The 15,310-nt window shown below is 55.1% G+C and carries 16 protein-coding genes; 11 read left to right on the top strand and 5 right to left on the bottom strand.

Annotated features, from left to right (window positions below):
• Positions 1 to 144: 144 nt before the first annotated feature.
• Positions 145 to 369: a 50S ribosomal protein L31 gene (gene rpmE / locus AC3B6F_RS01860; RefSeq protein ID WP_007281980.1), complete on the bottom strand. Its 225-nt coding sequence runs from the start codon at positions 367 to 369 to the stop codon at positions 145 to 147.
• Between the two features lie 191 nt (positions 370 to 560).
• Between rpmE and mscL the strand changes: the two genes are divergently transcribed.
• A complete protein-coding gene (mscL, locus tag AC3B6F_RS01855) occupies positions 561 to 1,019 on the top strand; it encodes a large-conductance mechanosensitive channel protein MscL (protein ID WP_023942477.1) in 459 nt (152 codons plus the stop codon).
• Complete coding sequence (locus AC3B6F_RS01850) at positions 1,019 to 1,351, top strand: hypothetical protein (protein ID WP_489823204.1); 333 nt, start codon at positions 1,019 to 1,021, stop codon at positions 1,349 to 1,351. The genes mscL and AC3B6F_RS01850 overlap by 1 nt, the downstream gene beginning before the upstream one ends.
• A 76-nt stretch (positions 1,352 to 1,427) precedes the next feature.
• Here AC3B6F_RS01850 and secF read toward each other — a convergent pair whose 3' ends face one another.
• Positions 1,428 to 2,375, bottom strand: a complete 948-nt coding sequence (gene secF, locus AC3B6F_RS01845) for a protein translocase subunit SecF (protein WP_489823203.1) — start codon at positions 2,373 to 2,375, stop codon at positions 1,428 to 1,430.
• A 5-nt stretch (positions 2,376 to 2,380) separates the two neighbouring features.
• Entirely contained in the window at positions 2,381 to 3,922 is a 1,542-nt protein-coding gene (gene secD / locus AC3B6F_RS01840) for a protein translocase subunit SecD (protein ID WP_026017428.1), read from the bottom strand.
• A gap of 162 nt (positions 3,923 to 4,084) precedes the next feature.
• Here secD and AC3B6F_RS01835 point away from each other — a divergent pair, with 162 nt between their 5' ends.
• Positions 4,085 to 5,074: a Gfo/Idh/MocA family protein gene (locus tag AC3B6F_RS01835; RefSeq protein ID WP_489823202.1), complete on the top strand. Its 990-nt coding sequence runs from the start codon at positions 4,085 to 4,087 to the stop codon at positions 5,072 to 5,074.
• A 21-nt stretch (positions 5,075 to 5,095) separates the two neighbouring features.
• Here AC3B6F_RS01835 and AC3B6F_RS01830 read toward each other — a convergent pair whose 3' ends face one another.
• Positions 5,096 to 6,907, bottom strand: coding sequence for an ABC-F family ATP-binding cassette domain-containing protein (locus tag AC3B6F_RS01830; RefSeq protein WP_489823201.1), 1,812 nt, complete (start codon positions 6,905 to 6,907; stop codon positions 5,096 to 5,098).
• Between the two features lie 58 nt (positions 6,908 to 6,965).
• The gene (locus tag AC3B6F_RS01825) at positions 6,966 to 7,697 is read right to left on the bottom strand and encodes a response regulator (protein WP_489823200.1); all 732 of its coding nucleotides are present in this window, start codon (positions 7,695 to 7,697) and stop codon (positions 6,966 to 6,968) included.
• Positions 7,698 to 7,824: 127 nt separating this feature from the next.
• Between AC3B6F_RS01825 and AC3B6F_RS01820 the strand changes: the two genes are divergently transcribed.
• The 8 genes from AC3B6F_RS01820 to AC3B6F_RS01785 all read left to right on the top strand — a co-directional run bounded on the left by AC3B6F_RS01820 (position 7,825) and on the right by AC3B6F_RS01785 (position 15,308).
• Positions 7,825 to 8,400, top strand: coding sequence for a sigma-70 family RNA polymerase sigma factor (locus tag AC3B6F_RS01820; RefSeq protein WP_489823199.1), 576 nt, complete (start codon positions 7,825 to 7,827; stop codon positions 8,398 to 8,400).
• Between the two features lie 122 nt (positions 8,401 to 8,522).
• On the top strand, positions 8,523 to 9,098 hold the full coding sequence (locus tag AC3B6F_RS01815) for a sigma-70 family RNA polymerase sigma factor (protein WP_023942495.1): 576 nt from the start codon (positions 8,523 to 8,525) through the stop codon (positions 9,096 to 9,098).
• A gap of 204 nt (positions 9,099 to 9,302) precedes the next feature.
• Complete coding sequence (locus AC3B6F_RS01810; protein ID WP_023942497.1) at positions 9,303 to 9,476, top strand: NepR family anti-sigma factor; 174 nt, start codon at positions 9,303 to 9,305, stop codon at positions 9,474 to 9,476.
• Positions 9,477 to 9,581: 105 nt separating this feature from the next.
• Complete coding sequence (locus AC3B6F_RS01805) at positions 9,582 to 10,172, top strand: hypothetical protein (protein ID WP_489823198.1); 591 nt, start codon at positions 9,582 to 9,584, stop codon at positions 10,170 to 10,172.
• The gene (locus AC3B6F_RS01800) at positions 10,138 to 11,373 is read left to right on the top strand and encodes a sensor histidine kinase (protein ID WP_489823197.1); all 1,236 of its coding nucleotides are present in this window, start codon (positions 10,138 to 10,140) and stop codon (positions 11,371 to 11,373) included. Before AC3B6F_RS01805 ends, AC3B6F_RS01800 begins: the two co-directional genes overlap by 35 nt.
• 109 nt (positions 11,374 to 11,482) lie before the next feature.
• Positions 11,483 to 13,171 (top strand): thiol reductant ABC exporter subunit CydD, encoded by a 1,689-nt coding sequence (cydD, locus tag AC3B6F_RS01795; protein ID WP_489823196.1) that lies wholly within the window; start codon positions 11,483 to 11,485, stop codon positions 13,169 to 13,171.
• On the top strand, positions 13,168 to 14,841 hold the full coding sequence (gene cydC, locus AC3B6F_RS01790) for a thiol reductant ABC exporter subunit CydC (RefSeq protein ID WP_489823195.1): 1,674 nt from the start codon (positions 13,168 to 13,170) through the stop codon (positions 14,839 to 14,841). Before cydD ends, cydC begins: the two co-directional genes overlap by 4 nt.
• Before the next feature lie 59 nt (positions 14,842 to 14,900).
• Positions 14,901 to 15,308, top strand: a complete 408-nt coding sequence (locus AC3B6F_RS01785; RefSeq protein ID WP_489823194.1) for an OmpA family protein — start codon at positions 14,901 to 14,903, stop codon at positions 15,306 to 15,308.
• Positions 15,309 to 15,310: the final 2 nt, after the last annotated feature.

Genomic DNA, 15,310 nt, shown 5'->3' with positions numbered 1-15,310 from the left:
TAAGGCAGGGTTCATCTGGTGCAGTTCCCAAAGAGGCGAACCGCGATTGGTCTATCGGTCACGACCCGAAAGGCGTCATGACCGATATTCCAGATGGTACCTGTCCTGCGACGCTTCAAGAGGCGCGCATGGAGGCAGACAAGCTTACTTGCGGGTACCGATACCAGCGAAGCGCTTGTTGAACTTGGCAACCTGGCCTCCAGTGTCGAGCATACGCTGCACACCCGTCCATGCCGGATGGGACTTCGGGTCAACGTCCAGACGCAGGGTGGCACCCGGCTCGCCATAGCAGGAGCGGGTCTTGTATTCGGTGCCATCGGTCATGATGACGGTGATTTCGTGGTAGTCGGGATGGATGCCGGATTTCATGAATTCTCTACTCCAGAAAGAAAGCTCCGATACCGACCGGAGCGAATCATGAGGCGCGTATAACGGAAAGTCCTACAGGATGAAAGCAGACTTTACGGGATCGCCTGAGTCCGTTTATTTCTGGGTTGATGCAGGCATAACTTTTCAGGCCTGCAACCGCGTCTCTGCGGCTCCCCCAAGAAAGGTTTTTTATGAGCGAAACGAAACACGCCCTGCACACTCCGGGCTGGGTCAGCGATTTCCAGAAATTCATCATGCGCGGCAATGTTCTGGACCTCGCCGTCGGCGTGATCATCGGTGCAGCGTTCACAACCATTGTGAACAGCGCCGTCAAGGACGTCCTGACGCCGTTCATCGGCCTTCTGACCGGCGGTGTTGACTTCTCTAACCTGTTCATCACCCTCAAAGGACCGGTTAAGGACACCCTTGAAGAAGCCCAGAAGGCTGGTGCTGTCACCGTCAATATCGGCGTATTCCTGAATGCCGTCATCCAGTTCCTGATCGTTGCGTTCTTCATCTTCTGGGTCGTGCGCCTCATCGGCAAGCTGCACCGTAAAGAAGAAGCTGCTCCAGCAGCTCCGCCAGCACCCACAAAGGAAGAAGTCCTTCTGACGGAAATTCGCGACATCCTCGCCAGCAAGGCGTCCTGATGTCTCGGCAGGCCTTTCCCGGAACGACCCTCATTCAAAGAATGAGCATTTTTGTTCTGATGACAGGCCTGCTTGCAGGATGCGCGGCACGCCCGATGGAAGGCGTGCCACCATCCCCAAACGCCCGCTTATATGCCTATCTCGTGGCTCACGGCATGGCGCGTGGAGCATTAATAGGGGGACGGATTACCGCCCAGAATGTTCCAAAGCTGATCTCTCTGGATCATGATGCTCAAAAAGCCGTTCTGAATGCGATGCGCCTTCAGACATCCTCGGGAAACCGGAAAGCAGACGCTGCAATCGCAGCACTCCTGACCAGCTTTTCGAGTTAAAAAGCCAGACATCACGAACAAAAAAACCGGCCCTTATGGAGCCGGTTTTTTTTGTCTCAAAATTCTGGAGAAAAGCTCATTCCGCTTCGGGAGTGGAGCCCCCCTTACGCAGACGCTTCTCCCCCATCAGCAGCAGGAGTGGCGCCGCAATGAAGATGGAAGAAGACGTTCCAACCACGATACCAAACAGCATGACAGTCGCAAAACCCGTCAGGGTACTGCCACCAAACAGCGCCAGAGGTAGAGCCGCCAGAAACACCGTCATGGACGTTCCAAGCGTACGGTTCAGCGTCTCATTGATGGAAAGATCCAGAAGCTCCCGCAGCGGCATCGTGCGATATTTGCGCAGATTTTCCCGGATGCGGTCATAAACCACGACCTTGTCATTGGTTGAATAACCAAGAATCGTCAGCAGGGCTGCCACCATAACCAGATCAAATTCGAAGCGCGTGATGGCCAGAAAACCAACCGTCTTCGTCAGATCAAGGATGAGCGTGATAACCGCACTAATAGCGAATTCACGCTCAAAGCGGATCCAGATATAGGCCAGAATCATCGCAAGACTGAAACCAAGCGCCAGCAGGCCATCCCGGAACAGTTCGGAAGACACGGAAGCACCAACGGCATCTGCCCGCAGAACCTGGGTTCCAGGCTCAGCAGCGGAAATGGCAGTCTTGACGTCATCCACAAGCTTCTGCGTCTGAGCCTCCCGGTCAACACCTTCAGGTGCATTGATCGAGATACGCACATCACGCGGAGAACCAAAAGCCTGCACGGCATCCGGATGGATACCTGCCTTTTCCAGAGCAGAGCGCAGTTTGCCAAAATCAGCCGCACCGGGCGTCTGAGCTTCGACAATGATGCCACCCCGGAAATCCAGACCAAGCTTCAAACCCGGCTGAAAGAACAGAATAACAGACGCAATGGAGAGAACCGCCGAAACGATAAGCCCCATGTGACGGCCACGCATGAAATTAATGCGCCGATCGTCACGGACAAAACGGAGTAGGGGACGTGACAGCATGACGTTCAGACCGGCAGTTCTTTGGGACGGGCAAGGGCATACCACCGCACGACAAGGAAGCGTGACAGCAGCAGGGTCGTAAAGAGGGTCGTCACGATACCGATCGTGATGGTCAGAGCGAAGTTTCGCACCGGCCCCGTACCGAACACGAACAGCATGACGTGAGCCAGAAACGCCGTGGCGTTACTATCCACGATCGTGCTGGTCGCGCGTTCGAACCCGGCCTGAAGAGCCTGCAACGGCCCACGACCACGCTTCACTTCCTCACGGATACGCTCGTTGATCAGGATGTTGGCATCAACCGCCATACCCAATGTTAGAAGCATGCCCGCCATACCCGGCAGCGTCAGCGTTGCCTGGAACAGCGAGAGGATCGCCACCATCAGGATCAGGTTCGCAAACAGGGCGATATCAGCATACAGACCAAAGCGTCCGTAGAAGAGCACCATGAACACAACAACCAGCAGGAAGCCCACACCCAGGCTGATGATACCGGCATGGATAGAGGCTGCACCAAGGCTCGGGCCAATCGTCCGCTGTTCAATGACGGCGAGCGGAGCGGGAAGGGCACCAGCACGCAGCAGAAGAGCAAGGTCAGACGCACTGTGCGCATCAAACCCACCCGTAATCTGGCCGCTTCCAGCCGTGATCGGGTTGATGATGTTCGGAGCCTCAATAACCTTGTTGTCCAGAACAATCGCAAAGCGTTTGCCGACATTCGCGCGGGTCGTATTCGCAAAAGCTGTCGCGCCAGCGCTGTTAAGCTGGAACGTCACAGCCCAACCACCGCTCTGCTGATCAATAACAGCACCAGCGTTCGTCAGATCCGTTCCATCAACATCGACATGATCCTGAACAGCAACCTGAGAGTGTGTGCTGATATCCTCAAGCATCGTTGAGCCGGGGCTTGCGACGCTGGGATTGGGCGCCAGCAGACGGAATGTCAGACGAGCAGTCGTTCCCAGAAGCGTCTTGATCCGCTCCGGATCACTCACGCCCGGCAGTTCCACGACAATCCGGTCATCACCTTCACGGGCAATACTCGGATCAATCGCACCCGTCGCATCAATACGACGACGCACGATCTCAATGGACTGAGCCACAGCATCGCGGGCACGGGCCAGCATGGCGTCATGCTGAAGCGTCAGAACAATGCGACCATTCGCTTCTGTGACATGGAACTCATCCGGCACAACAACCGGAAGATCCTGCATGGTCTTCAATGCTGCAGCACGCTCATCATCTGAACGCGGCGCAAAGCTGAGACTGGCCGTCTGATCGTCCTTCTGAAAATCCCGATAACCGAGAGATTTATCCAGAAGGGTCTGACGCGCCTGATCCTGCAGGGACTGCAAACGATCATGCTCAAGAGACTTCAGATCAAGCTGAAGAAGCAGGTATGACCCACCTCGAAGATCAAGGCCAAGATGGATCTGCCGCCAGGGCAGGGACGGCGTGGGGGCACGCATGAAATTGGGCAGACACAGCAGGAGGCCGATCAGGCAAACGCCTGCGACACCCAGCAGTCTGAGCCGGCTGTAATACATCATAACGGGTCGAGATGTCCTCGGCGGGTTTGGACGGTTCGAGTTTCTTGCGCGGGACCATGCCGCTTCCGCAATGCCGATGCAACCTTTCACCAACATTGTTCGCCCATTCCGGGCCTGACGCCTTTGCGAAGGCGCGGCGGGCTGGTAATCCTGTCACGCATGAACACTCGGCGACAGCTTCGGGTCGGCATCGTCGGTGCCGGCCATTTCGGGCGGTTTCACGCTCTCAAGTCAGCGGCAAATCCGGCTGAACATCTGGTGGCGCTCTTCGACCCTGACCCAGCCAGGGCGGCGTTGGTTGCCCGCGAAGCAAAATGCGCGATTGCCCCCACTTACGAAGCACTTTTGGCGGACGTCGAAGCCGTCATCATCGCAGCCCCAGCCGAGTATCACTTCAAACTCGCCAGCAAGGCGCTTGAAGCTGATCGTCATGTTCTGGTGGAAAAACCGATCGCAGCAACGCTGGATGAAGCATACCAATTGGCGGAAATTGCCGCGAGAACAGGGAAGGTTCTTCAGGTCGGCCACCTGCTTAGGTATTCTGCAGAACACAAAGCCATTACAGAACGGATCACAAAACCCCTCTACATCGAGGCCACCCGCATCGCGCCCTTCAAACCACGCGGCACAGACGTCTCAGTCATTCTAGACCTGATGATCCATGACCTAGATCTCGTTCTGGCGATTGTAGACAGCCCCATCGCCGCCATTGACGCTATTGGTGCCGCGGTTTCGAGCGAGCATGAAGACATTGCGAATGCACGTGTTCGCTTCGAAAACGGTTGCGTCGCTACAATTACCGCAAGCCGAATTTCCTTGAAAACAGAACGTCGTATGAGACTTTTCTCACAGGACGGATACCTGTCTGCTGACTTCATGGAGCGCAAACTGAGCTTTATCGGGCGCGAAAGTGGCCTGCCGCTTCCAGGTACCGGAGGGTTCCGGCGAGAAGCCATCAGTTGGAACGATCATGATAATCTGACCGTCGAACATCAGGCTTTTGCAACCTCATGCCTCGAAGGCACTCCGGTGCTCGTAGACGCACAGGCTGGCATCCGGGCGCTGGATGCCGCGATCCGCGTCACGGAAAGCATTCATGCCTCCCGCAAAACCATGGAGCTTTCAGGTCTTATCCCTGCGATGGATTAGACCTGAAATTACACTAATAACTCATTGAGATTGCAACTCTTCCTTCTTGACCTCCAGTTCCAGCCACTGCTCTTCAGCCTCTGTCAGAGCATTTTCTGCGGCCTGAAGAGCATCGCTGATTTTCGCAAATTTGGCAGGGTCGCGCGTGTAGAGAGCAGGATCGGCCAGAGCTTCTCTATACGTAACGATCTCTTTCTCCAGCTTGGCCATTTTTCCGGGAAGAAGGTCAAGTGCACGCTTGTCGTTATAACTGAGCTTTGTCTGCTTTTTTTCGGATTTTACGACATTTTTAGTCTCAGGATTAACGAACGACTTCTCGTCAACACTTCTCTCAGCGGGGGCTTCGCCACGTCGTTGAACAAGCATGTCAGAATACCCGCCTGCATACTCAATCCAATAACCACCTCCTTCTGACACCAGAACGGAACCCGCAACCCGATCCAGAAAATCACGGTCATGGCTAACAAGCAGAACCGTACCTGCATAATCAGCCAGCATCTCCTGCAACAGATCGAGCGTTTCCAGATCGAGATCGTTGGTAGGTTCATCCAGCACCATGAGACTGGAAGGTTTGGCCAAAGCGCACGCAAGAGCCAGACGGCCACGCTCTCCACCCGACAGCTTTCCAACGGGCGTACGAGCCTGCTCGGGCCGGAACATGAAGTCCTTCATGTATCCAATAACATGCCGCTTATCAGTCCCGACCTGAACCATATCGCCGCTTCCACCCGTCAGGGTATCAGAAAGCGTTTTAGCAGGATCCAGACTTTCACGCTGCTGATCCAGCGTCACCATGGCAACAGACGGTCCGATATAGACCGAACCTTCCTGAGGAGCCATTCGCCCCGTCAGCAGTCGGATAAGTGTCGTCTTACCAGCACCATTCGCCCCAACCAGCCCAAGCCGGTCCCCACGAAGTATCTTGAGATCAAGATTTTTGACGATCTGCCGATCATCATAAGACCACCCAAGATTCTCGGCGCCAATCGTGATTTTCCCCGCGCCATCAGCCTCGGTAGCAGCCATCCGGAGCGTACCAGTGCCGCGCGAAGCCATTTCCCGACGGTTGTTTCTCAATGTCGCGAGTTCAGCCACACGGCGCACGTTCCGCTTTCGCCGAGCTGTTACGCCATAGCGCATCCAGTCTTCTTCACGGGCGATCTGGCGATCCAGCTTGTGAGCATCGCGCTCTTCCTGCTCCAGAACCTCGTCTCGCCAGGTTTCGTAGCGAGAAAATCCTTGGTCCAGACGGCGCGTCTTACCCTGCTCAAGCCAGACAACACTGCGAGAAAGCGTCTCCAGAAGACGACGGTCATGACTGATGACAATCATGGCACAGCGGGACGCGGCCAGTTCTTTTTCGAGCCATGTAATTGTTGGCAGATCAAGATGGTTGGTCGGTTCATCCAAAAGCAACAGGTCCGGCTCAGCCGCCAGCGCCCGAGCAAGAGCACAACGACGCACTTCACCGCCTGAAAGCCGCTCGCACCCTTCGTCACCTGTCATGCCAAGTTCGGACAACATGGCGCGGGCACGATAATGCTCCGTATCGTCCAGACCGTCAGCGACATAATGAAATGTAGAAGGGTAGGCAGAGAGATCCGGCTCCTGGGCCAGATAATGGACCTTCACCCCCGGCTGAACGAAACGCGTTCCGTCGTCAGCGACGATATCACCCGCTGCTATTTTGAGGAGCGTGGATTTGCCCGAGCCGTTCCGCCCAACAAGGCAAATACGTTCTCCCGGCAGGACGCCAAGCTCCGCTCCATCAAGGAGCGGGCGCCCGCCAAGAGTGTAGGTAATATTCTGGAGAAGGAGGATGGGTGCCGACATGCCTCCTATGTGTCGCAGGAGACGTCAGCCCGCAAGGCTCCCAATTCCTGTTTTCAACTCAAACCGGCTCTACGCCACCTGTTACGGCCTGATACGTCGCAACAGCCAGAGCCAACGGCTCAAACGGCTTCGTAATCACAAAGGAAGGCTCGTGCGCTTCCCCGGTCAAAAGACGCTCGGGATAGGCCGTTACAAAAATAACAGGTGTTTCATGCGTTTTAAGGATACGACCGACAGCGTGCATACCGTCTCCACCGCCCCCCAGATTGATATCGGCAAGTATCAGGCCGGGTTTTGTCTCGGCGGCCAATTTGACCGCATCGGCCTCTGTATGAGCTACGCCAGCAATCTTGTGACCACATCGTTCAACGAGATCCTGAATATCCATCGCAATTATGGGCTCATCCTCAATGATCAGCACTGATGTCTGGGCAATCCCCTGCAAAGCCTGACGGGCAACTCCAAGTTCACTTGCTGCCTCGTCTTCAGAAATGGACAATGCACGCGCAGCAGAAGCCAGTGACTGCTCCTCCAGAGACGTCAGAAGCAACAAGGCTCTCTGGGTTAACGTCATACCGGCCTGCGAGGCAGACTTGTGAGAAAATTCCTGCACAAGCTTACCATAGAGAGCCAGTCGGGCAGGGAGATCTGCTTCTCCTTCAGCCAGTAAATCTTTCAGAGCGCTGGCAACCAGACGATCTCCCTGCGCCTGATCCCCGGCCAGCGCACGAGCAAAACGACGGGCATAAGGCAGCGCCGCGATAAGTTCCTGACGTGCCGTGTCAGTCATGGGTTCTTGGCCTCTTGCAGAATGGTCGCACGGAAACCTTATGAAGAGCTATCCGTTTGCGGCAATTGATTAATCATGACACGATCAGCATGATGCGACTAGTGTTCGTTATCCGGTCGCACCTCACATGTTCCTTTGGAAGGACAGTCCTCTGACAAACCCTGTTTCCGGCACGATACCGGCTCCACAGGAGAGAAGAGGGCCTTCCTTCCATCAGGAACTCCTCAAAACACTCCCCGACCTTCGCGGTTTTGCGCGTTTTTTAACCCGTGATGCGACGGCAGCGGATGATCTTGTGCAAGATACGGTCGTGCGGGCTCTCGCAGCCCAAACGCAGTTCGAAACAGGAACCACGCTCAAGGCGTGGCTGTTCACAATTCAGAGAAATGCCTTTTACGAGCAACGAAGGCGTTTTTCCCGCGAACAGGAAATCATGCAGGATTTCGAACTCGATATGCCCGTTTCTTCCGAAGCTCCTTCAATGCAAAGCGCAAGAGATGCCATCACAGATCTCGGGGAAATTCTTTGGAAACTGCCAGACCTTCTGCGGGAAGCCATCATTTTGGTCGGTGCGCAGGAGCTTTCATATGAAGATGCGGCCTGCATCTGCAATGTTCCTGCTGGCACCATGAAAGCAAGGGTGTCCCGCGCCAGAAGCCAGCTAGCGGCTCTAACAGCAACAGACAGTTCACTCGAAAATTAAGCGTAACTCATTGTTAAAAAACAATTTCCAAGAAAAATAGAAAAATTTTCCATCTGAATGCAACGATCCTGAAGTTCCGTTCATTGATCCCATGAAACAGGACGAAATCAGGAGTATTTCCCATGACGTTCCATGACCAGGTTATTGCCATTCTTCCGAAGCTTCGCGTTCAGGCCCTTTCCCTGACCCGCAACCGCGCAGCAGCAGAAGATCTGGTTCAGGATGCTGTGTGCAATGCTCTTGCCGCCCAGAACAGCTTTATACCCGGCACCAATTTTTCTGCCTGGATGCATCGTATCCTTCGCAATCGCTTCATCTCCGATCTGCGCAAACGCCGTGAGACGACAGATATCGACGATGTGCCAGCATCCAACTTTGCAAGCCCGGCCACACACGAAGACAGCCTTGCATTGAAAGACCTTTCTCTCGCTCTGTCGCGCCTTCCGGCTGATCAGAGGGAAGCGCTCGTTATGGTTGTTATTCAGGGTATGAGCTATGAAGCTCTGGCAGAAGCTACGGACTGCGCCGTTGGTACAGCAAAAAGTCGCGTTTTCCGCGCACGTCGTCAGCTTGAAGCATGGATGACGGGAGAAATGCCCAGCAACGACAAGCTCCGCGTCAAGGTAAAAGCGCTGCGTGAAGCGATTGATGCCCGGCATCGCGACGGCAAATCTGCGGATGATCTGTTTCTTTCCTGAGCTGATATGAACTTTTAGCCTTGCACGGACGTTAAAAAATCGTCCATTTCGGAATTAAGGCAATTGCGGCAGGTCTGCTGTATTTTGTAAACATTCCGTCGCTGCCTCATTCATCGGCTTCTGATAAGGTCGACCGATGGAAGGCAGCCCGCAGGGACAGAAGCGACTGTTCTCCTTTGTCACAGAGAGGCTCAGGACTATAAAATGACCGGAGGAGACAAGTCCCAATCCTCATCCGGAAAACCAAAAGTTGAAGAGAACGATTCTCCTTTTGGTATCTGGCTGAGCCGCGGACTTCATCAGCTCTTTGACGATGTTGCGAACGAACCCATTCCTGACGAGCTCCTCAAGCTTATCGAAGAAGACCGCAACAAGTGAAAAAATCTCTAGCCCGACCTGAGATATCGGGTCGGCGGTATCGGGTCGGCGGTCTCAAGGGGCCTGATCATTCCTTACCGCAGAATGATTTTTCGCAGTGTGAGAATGCTAGACACTGTCAGTGCCCGTGTCATGGCGCTCATTGTCGCAACGACTCTGCCACTGGCCACCATTGCGGGACTGCTTGCCTGGCATAATTATCAGGAAAATGTAGGGAATGCGCTTTCTCGCACCGAGAAAGACGCCCAAACCGCCCTCTCTGAACTATCCAGCGATATGGACCAGACCCATACCGCTCTGGATATGCTCGCAGAGGGAAACATCTCCCCTGACAATGCTCTCAGGGAATTTGCTCTCGTACAAACCATCTCCCAGCATCACTATTGTTCACTGGTTCTTACGGATGCAGACGGTCGCCCTGTCGTGGTTCTACCACCACCGTCATCTCAAGACCCGGCAATCTGCACTTCGAGCGAACTGCTTCCTATTCTTTATGACGGCGCTCATCGGCCCAATATTGGCGTAGACGTTCTGAAGGGCAAACGCGGCCCACAAACGCGGCCCACTCATCCGCTTCGTTGTCCCACTGATAAATCAGGGCGCCATTACCGGTTATATCGTAGCGGTACGAACGCTTGGATGGCAAAGAAGCCACCTACCAATGGGAGATGGCCGACTTCTTCTGGGCGTCAATGACAATGCCCGTCATCTTCTATTGATGGGGGATCAAGCGATCTTTTCGCTTTTCCCTGATCATCCCGACATCCCTGAACTTCCTGCAGCAGTTCACGGGCGCCTTAAAGCAGACTTTACAAGACATGCCTTGCACGATGCCTTTACGATCAAAGGCACGACTTATGTTCTTCAGAATGCATATGGCCCCGTCAGCCTCCTTGTCGCCACCGAGCGCACACATGAAGAAAGCAGAGCTCTTAATATCTTCCTTATTCGGGTGGGGTTAATTGCAGGACTGCTAGCACTGGAATTGATCGCCGTTGCCCTTGCCGCCCGGACCTTTCTTGTAGAGCCTCTGGAACGCCTTGCTCTTGCCGTCGCAGAATGGAGGAGGGGGGCCCCGTTTGACCCCCGGATCAACCGCTCGATCCCGCTGGAAATACGCCATCTTGAACGTGCGTTTCTCCGCGCAACACGTCGCCTGACGCGTCATGAGCAGGAACTGGAAAAATCCGCCCATCATCAGGATATGCTGATTCGGGAAATCCACCATCGCGTTAAAAACAATCTTCAGGTCATTGCGTCCCTGCTGAATCTACAGGCAAGTCGTATCCGTTCCCATGAAGCCCGCGAGGAATTCAGACTTGTGCGGGACAGGGTCAGAGCGCTCGCCACCCTTCATCGCTATCTTTATTCAGAGAATGGCTTATCGGCGCTCGACGTTCAGAGCTTCCTCGAAGAATTATGTTCCATCCTGTTCTCTGCTCACAACATGAATACGCAGACTCGTATTCGGCTGAAGCTGGACATTGAGCATGTTCTGATCTCACCGGATCAGGCAGTCCCGGTGGCACTGATTGTCACAGAAGTCGTCAGCAATGCTCTTCGGTATGCATTTCCTGGAAACCGATCAGGCGCTATCAGCATTTCGCTTCGTCGCGTCCCCAATCCTCCTCCGGAAAAAGAAGGGCTCGTTGAACTTGAACTTGGAGATAACGGGATTGGCCTGGACGCCGCCCGCGCCTCCGAGTCCCGCACGCGGCGCGAAGGCATAGGCATTCAGTTGATCCGTGGCTTTGCGCGACAAATCAACGCAGACCTGTTGATCAACAATGATGGTGGCACTTGGTATAATCTAAAGTTTGTTCCCGCTGATCCCGTGCCGACCGCGGTCGCCATCGCGCAGCAGGCAATCAACAGAAACGATTCGCCCATCTCGTAAGGCGTACCGGAGTTCCGACTCCTGAAAATGGGCATAAAAATCTAAATAAGCTGCAAGAAATGCGTCGAAGGCTGTCTTACAGCAATTTTGCGACCTATATGCAGGGATCATGAAGGCCGATAAAACAATCGCAAAAGCGTGGATCAAGGCGCAGGGACGAGCCAGCCGTTCCAGCACTTCCATCGTAGTGATCCTCGGACTGCTCTCGACCCTGCTGGGTCTTCTGCAGGCATGGGCTCTAGCCCGGACACTTGCTTCCATCCTGACATCCCACTCCGCCGGTGCAGCACCAGCGATCGGAATGTTTCTACTGGCCAGTCTGCTTCGAATAGGACTGGGTGTTATTCAGGAGGTCATGGCCTCACGCTCAAGCCTTGCTGCGCGTCGTCGGTTACGCTCGGAAATTCTTGCGCGTATCCTCGGGGAAGGACCCGCCCTTCTCCGCCGTCAACATAGCTCCGTCATCGCCTCAACCCTGGTCGATCGCGTAGAAGCTTTGGACGGGTATTTTGCACGCTGGCTGCCTGCTTCAGCCCTGTGGCTGGTTTCTCAATGGATCGTGGTTGCGGCTGTCTTTTGGCAAAATCATCAAGCTGGCATTCTTCTTGCGATCTGTTGCGCCACTCTGCCTGTTTTCCAGGCTATCTTCGGCATCGCTACAGCCGTCGCGTCCCGCAAGCAGTTTTTGGCCATGACCCGCCTTCAGACGCGATTTCTGGACCGCGTCAAAGGAATTGCAACCATTGTTCTGTCGGGGGGTACGGAGCGTGAGACACAGGCATTGGCCAACAGTGCCGATGATCTGCGTCTACGGACAATGAAAGTACTCCGCATCGCTTTCCTCGCATCTGCAACGACAGATGTGGCTATGGTTGTCGCTCTCGTACTGATTGTCATCACACAGAGCCATAGTCTCAGCAGTTCGACGCCGGAACTGACCCTGACCCGCGCTCTTTATGCAATCCTGTTGGTGCCAGAAGCGTTCGCGTCTTTCCGTGCTCTTTCTGCGGCTTATCAGGACAGAGCCCATGCGTCAGCCGCAGCAGAAGCCATGCATGCACTCGCTCCCATGCCGGAAGAAAGCCATGTTGTGGATTGTTCTGCCACAGACGCACCAGCCGGCCTGGCGATTATGACAGAAAACCTTTCTTTCGCATGGACCGAAGAACGCGGTCCCGTCATTCACGACGTCAGCTTTGACCTTCCCGCTGGTGAAACACTGATCCTGGAAGGCCCATCCGGATCAGGAAAATCAACGCTCCTTGAGCTGCTTCTTGGCTTTGTTGCCCCATCCGAAGGGTCGATCTTCCTCGGCAGCCAGAACATGGCCAACATGACGCCCCGTCAAATCTCTGCACAGATCAGCTGGATTGGACAGAAACCTGTTCTATTTGCTGGCACGATCAGGGAAAATATTCTCTTTGCCAAACCTGAAGCCTCTGATCAGGAACTAAATGCAGCGATTTCTGCTGCAGCGGTGGACCTTTATCTCTCCATGCTTCCGGAAGGACTTGAAACACGTATCGGTGAGGGAGGCTTCGGTCTCTCCGGGGGGCAGGCGCAGCGCATTGCCATCGCGCGGGCATTCCTCAAAAACGCACCGATCCTGCTTCTGGACGAACCTACGTCGCACCTTGACCCGATAACAGAAGCTGAAATTCTGGAAAGCCTTCACACATTGGCGCAGGGACGAACAGTTGTTCTCTGTACGCACTCCGCACAGGCTCGACAATTCCATGGACGACACCTCGTTCTGAACAAAGGGCACGCCATCTCCTACACGGAGGAAGCCGCATGAGCGCCTCTTTTCAGTCCGAGCATCCCCAAAATGGAACAGCTCTTTCCCGCGTCATCCAGATCTGGAAGCCAAATTATGGCCGCCTGATAACCGGTGGCATTATCGCAGAACTGGCTGTGTGCTCCGGCCTGCTTCTAATGGGACAGGCAGGAAGCCGCGTCGCCGCAGCGGCTGTCGGTGTCGCCGCTGGATCAATGCTGCTGCAGATCGCTGGCTCCTCCCAGATCGTTCTCCGTTATTTTGAACGGCTCTACACACACGACGCTATGTTCCGCGCACTGTCTGATCTGCGTGTGTGGTTTTACCGCCGATTGGCCGGAGGGGCAGCAGCAGGTCTCGGCTTCCAGAGGTCAGGTGATCTCCTGTCGCGGCTGGTGTCTGATGTGCAGACGCTGGACAATCTTTATCTTCGCATTCTCATTCCATTAGCAGCAGCCGTTCTGACGCTTCCGGTCGCAACTGTTGTCTGGCTGAAAGCGGGCCTATTACCTGGCCTGATCACAGGAGGATTTTTTGCCATTCTGGCATTCGTCCTGCCTTGGATCGCCGCACGCCTGTCCAGAAAATTCGGCCCCGACATTCTTCATGCAGATGCGGACCTCCGGGTAGCAGCCCTCGATCTCGCCTCCGGCTTACGGGAAGCAAGAGCTTTTGGCGCCGAAGACGTCCTGGCAAACACCGTAATACAGCGTCAGGATGCTCTATTTGCCGCGCAGCAGCGCCAGGCGCTTCGTATGGCACTGACAAACGGGCTGGCAGGTCTGATCGCAAAAGCTGGAATCGCGGTTATCCTGTGCGCCGTCGCTGGCCTGATCTTTCAGCAATCCGCACCAGTTGTCGGGATTGCAGCCCTTTTTGTCGCCATTACAGCTCTGGATGGCGTCACAGGCCTGTCCCGCGCAGGCCTCCTGTACGGACAGGTCTCACACGCGGCAGAACGTATCATGGAAGTGGCCGAGCGTGGCTCTCAGGTTCCTGAAGGAACAGCAGCCCTGCCGGCCCGTCATGACATCCGCGTAGAGAATGTGACCTTCCGCTGGACGCCCGACCGGGCACCCGTTTTCCAGGATCTGACACTCACCCTTCGTGAAGGGGAACGCGCTGCTCTGATTGGCCCTTCAGGCGCCGGAAAGTCGAGCCTTGCCGCATTGCTCCTCAAGGTCGTCGCCCCCGAAAAAGGCAAGATCCTTCTGGGCGGAACAGATATAGCAACACTTCAGAACGAAACCCTGCGTTCTCAGGTCGCATGGCTCTCCCAGTCCAGCCATCTTTTTGATGACACCATCCGCGATAATCTGCTTCTCGGTCGCACGGACCTCTCCGAAGATGCGCTGTGGGCCGCTCTGGAACAGGCGAAAATCGCAGATACGGTTCGGAGCCTTCCGGATGGTCTGGACACATGGATTGGCGAAAGTGGTTCCAAGCTTTCTGGCGGGCAGGGGCGACGTATTGCACTGGCCCGCGTCCTGCTTTCGGACGCTCCCGTGCTCATTCTGGACGAACCAGCCACCGGCCTGGACGCGGACACAGAAAAAGCCTTTCTGGAAACCCTCAACAATGTTGGAGAGGGTCGAAGCGTGCTACTGATCGCCCATCGCCTGACAGGCGTTGAGAAGCTGGACCGAATCTGGCGTCTCGAGAACGGACACGTTGTTTCAAGCGCAGGTTGACCAGCCTTTGCCGACAAGGCACCTAGAGGCCTCAATCCTTTCTTTCAGGACGTTACGCCATGGTTCGTATTTTTTCTTCCATCCGTCTTGCGGCTCCGGCTATCGTCCTGACCGCCGCCCTGGCTGGCTGTGCGGATCAGCCCTCCCGCGACAGCTATGTCGTGTTCTTTGACCGTGACTCTGTGACCCTGAGCCCTGTTGCCCAAGCTGTTGTCACGAAGGCTGCAACGGCTGCACGCAACGAAAACGCAAAGACCATCCGTGTGGCAGGTTCCGCCGGCATGAATGGCGACCCGGCAGTTCTGAAGGAACTGGCTGACAGCCGTGCACAGGCCGTCGCAACCCAGCTCGCCAATGACGGTGTAAACGGCGCGAAAATTGAAATCCGTCCAGAGCCGGAAACAACGATTGACGCCTCACACGTTGCGCTACGTCGCGTCTCCATCACCATCAATCCGGGCCAGTGATC

It is taken from the genome of Gluconobacter sp. ESL1110, from assembly GCF_058107395.1.
This window is presented reverse-complemented; position numbering and strand designations above follow the sequence as displayed.

What these genes read in the sequence shown, in the direction of transcription:
- rpmE (WP_007281980.1), bottom strand. Translation starts at nt 369, where the DNA reads ATGAAATCCGGCATCCATCCCGACTACCACGAAATCACCGTCATCATG.
- mscL (WP_023942477.1), top strand. Translation starts at nt 561, where the DNA reads ATGAGCGAAACGAAACACGCCCTGCACACTCCGGGCTGGGTCAGCGAT.
- AC3B6F_RS01850 (WP_489823204.1), top strand. Translation starts at nt 1,019, where the DNA reads ATGTCTCGGCAGGCCTTTCCCGGAACGACCCTCATTCAAAGAATGAGC.
- secF (WP_489823203.1), bottom strand. Translation starts at nt 2,375, where the DNA reads ATGCTGTCACGTCCCCTACTCCGTTTTGTCCGTGACGATCGGCGCATT.
- secD (WP_026017428.1), bottom strand. Translation starts at nt 3,922, where the DNA reads ATGTATTACAGCCGGCTCAGACTGCTGGGTGTCGCAGGCGTTTGCCTG.
- AC3B6F_RS01835 (WP_489823202.1), top strand. Translation starts at nt 4,085, where the DNA reads ATGAACACTCGGCGACAGCTTCGGGTCGGCATCGTCGGTGCCGGCCAT.
- AC3B6F_RS01830 (WP_489823201.1), bottom strand. Translation starts at nt 6,907, where the DNA reads ATGTCGGCACCCATCCTCCTTCTCCAGAATATTACCTACACTCTTGGC.
- AC3B6F_RS01825 (WP_489823200.1), bottom strand. Translation starts at nt 7,697, where the DNA reads ATGACTGACACGGCACGTCAGGAACTTATCGCGGCGCTGCCTTATGCC.
- AC3B6F_RS01820 (WP_489823199.1), top strand. Translation starts at nt 7,825, where the DNA reads ATGTTCCTTTGGAAGGACAGTCCTCTGACAAACCCTGTTTCCGGCACG.
- AC3B6F_RS01815 (WP_023942495.1), top strand. Translation starts at nt 8,523, where the DNA reads ATGACGTTCCATGACCAGGTTATTGCCATTCTTCCGAAGCTTCGCGTT.
- AC3B6F_RS01810 (WP_023942497.1), top strand. Translation starts at nt 9,303, where the DNA reads ATGACCGGAGGAGACAAGTCCCAATCCTCATCCGGAAAACCAAAAGTT.
- AC3B6F_RS01805 (WP_489823198.1), top strand. Translation starts at nt 9,582, where the DNA reads ATGCTAGACACTGTCAGTGCCCGTGTCATGGCGCTCATTGTCGCAACG.
- AC3B6F_RS01800 (WP_489823197.1), top strand. Translation starts at nt 10,138, where the DNA reads ATGGGAGATGGCCGACTTCTTCTGGGCGTCAATGACAATGCCCGTCAT.
- cydD (WP_489823196.1), top strand. Translation starts at nt 11,483, where the DNA reads ATGAAGGCCGATAAAACAATCGCAAAAGCGTGGATCAAGGCGCAGGGA.
- cydC (WP_489823195.1), top strand. Translation starts at nt 13,168, where the DNA reads ATGAGCGCCTCTTTTCAGTCCGAGCATCCCCAAAATGGAACAGCTCTT.
- AC3B6F_RS01785 (WP_489823194.1), top strand. Translation starts at nt 14,901, where the DNA reads ATGGTTCGTATTTTTTCTTCCATCCGTCTTGCGGCTCCGGCTATCGTC.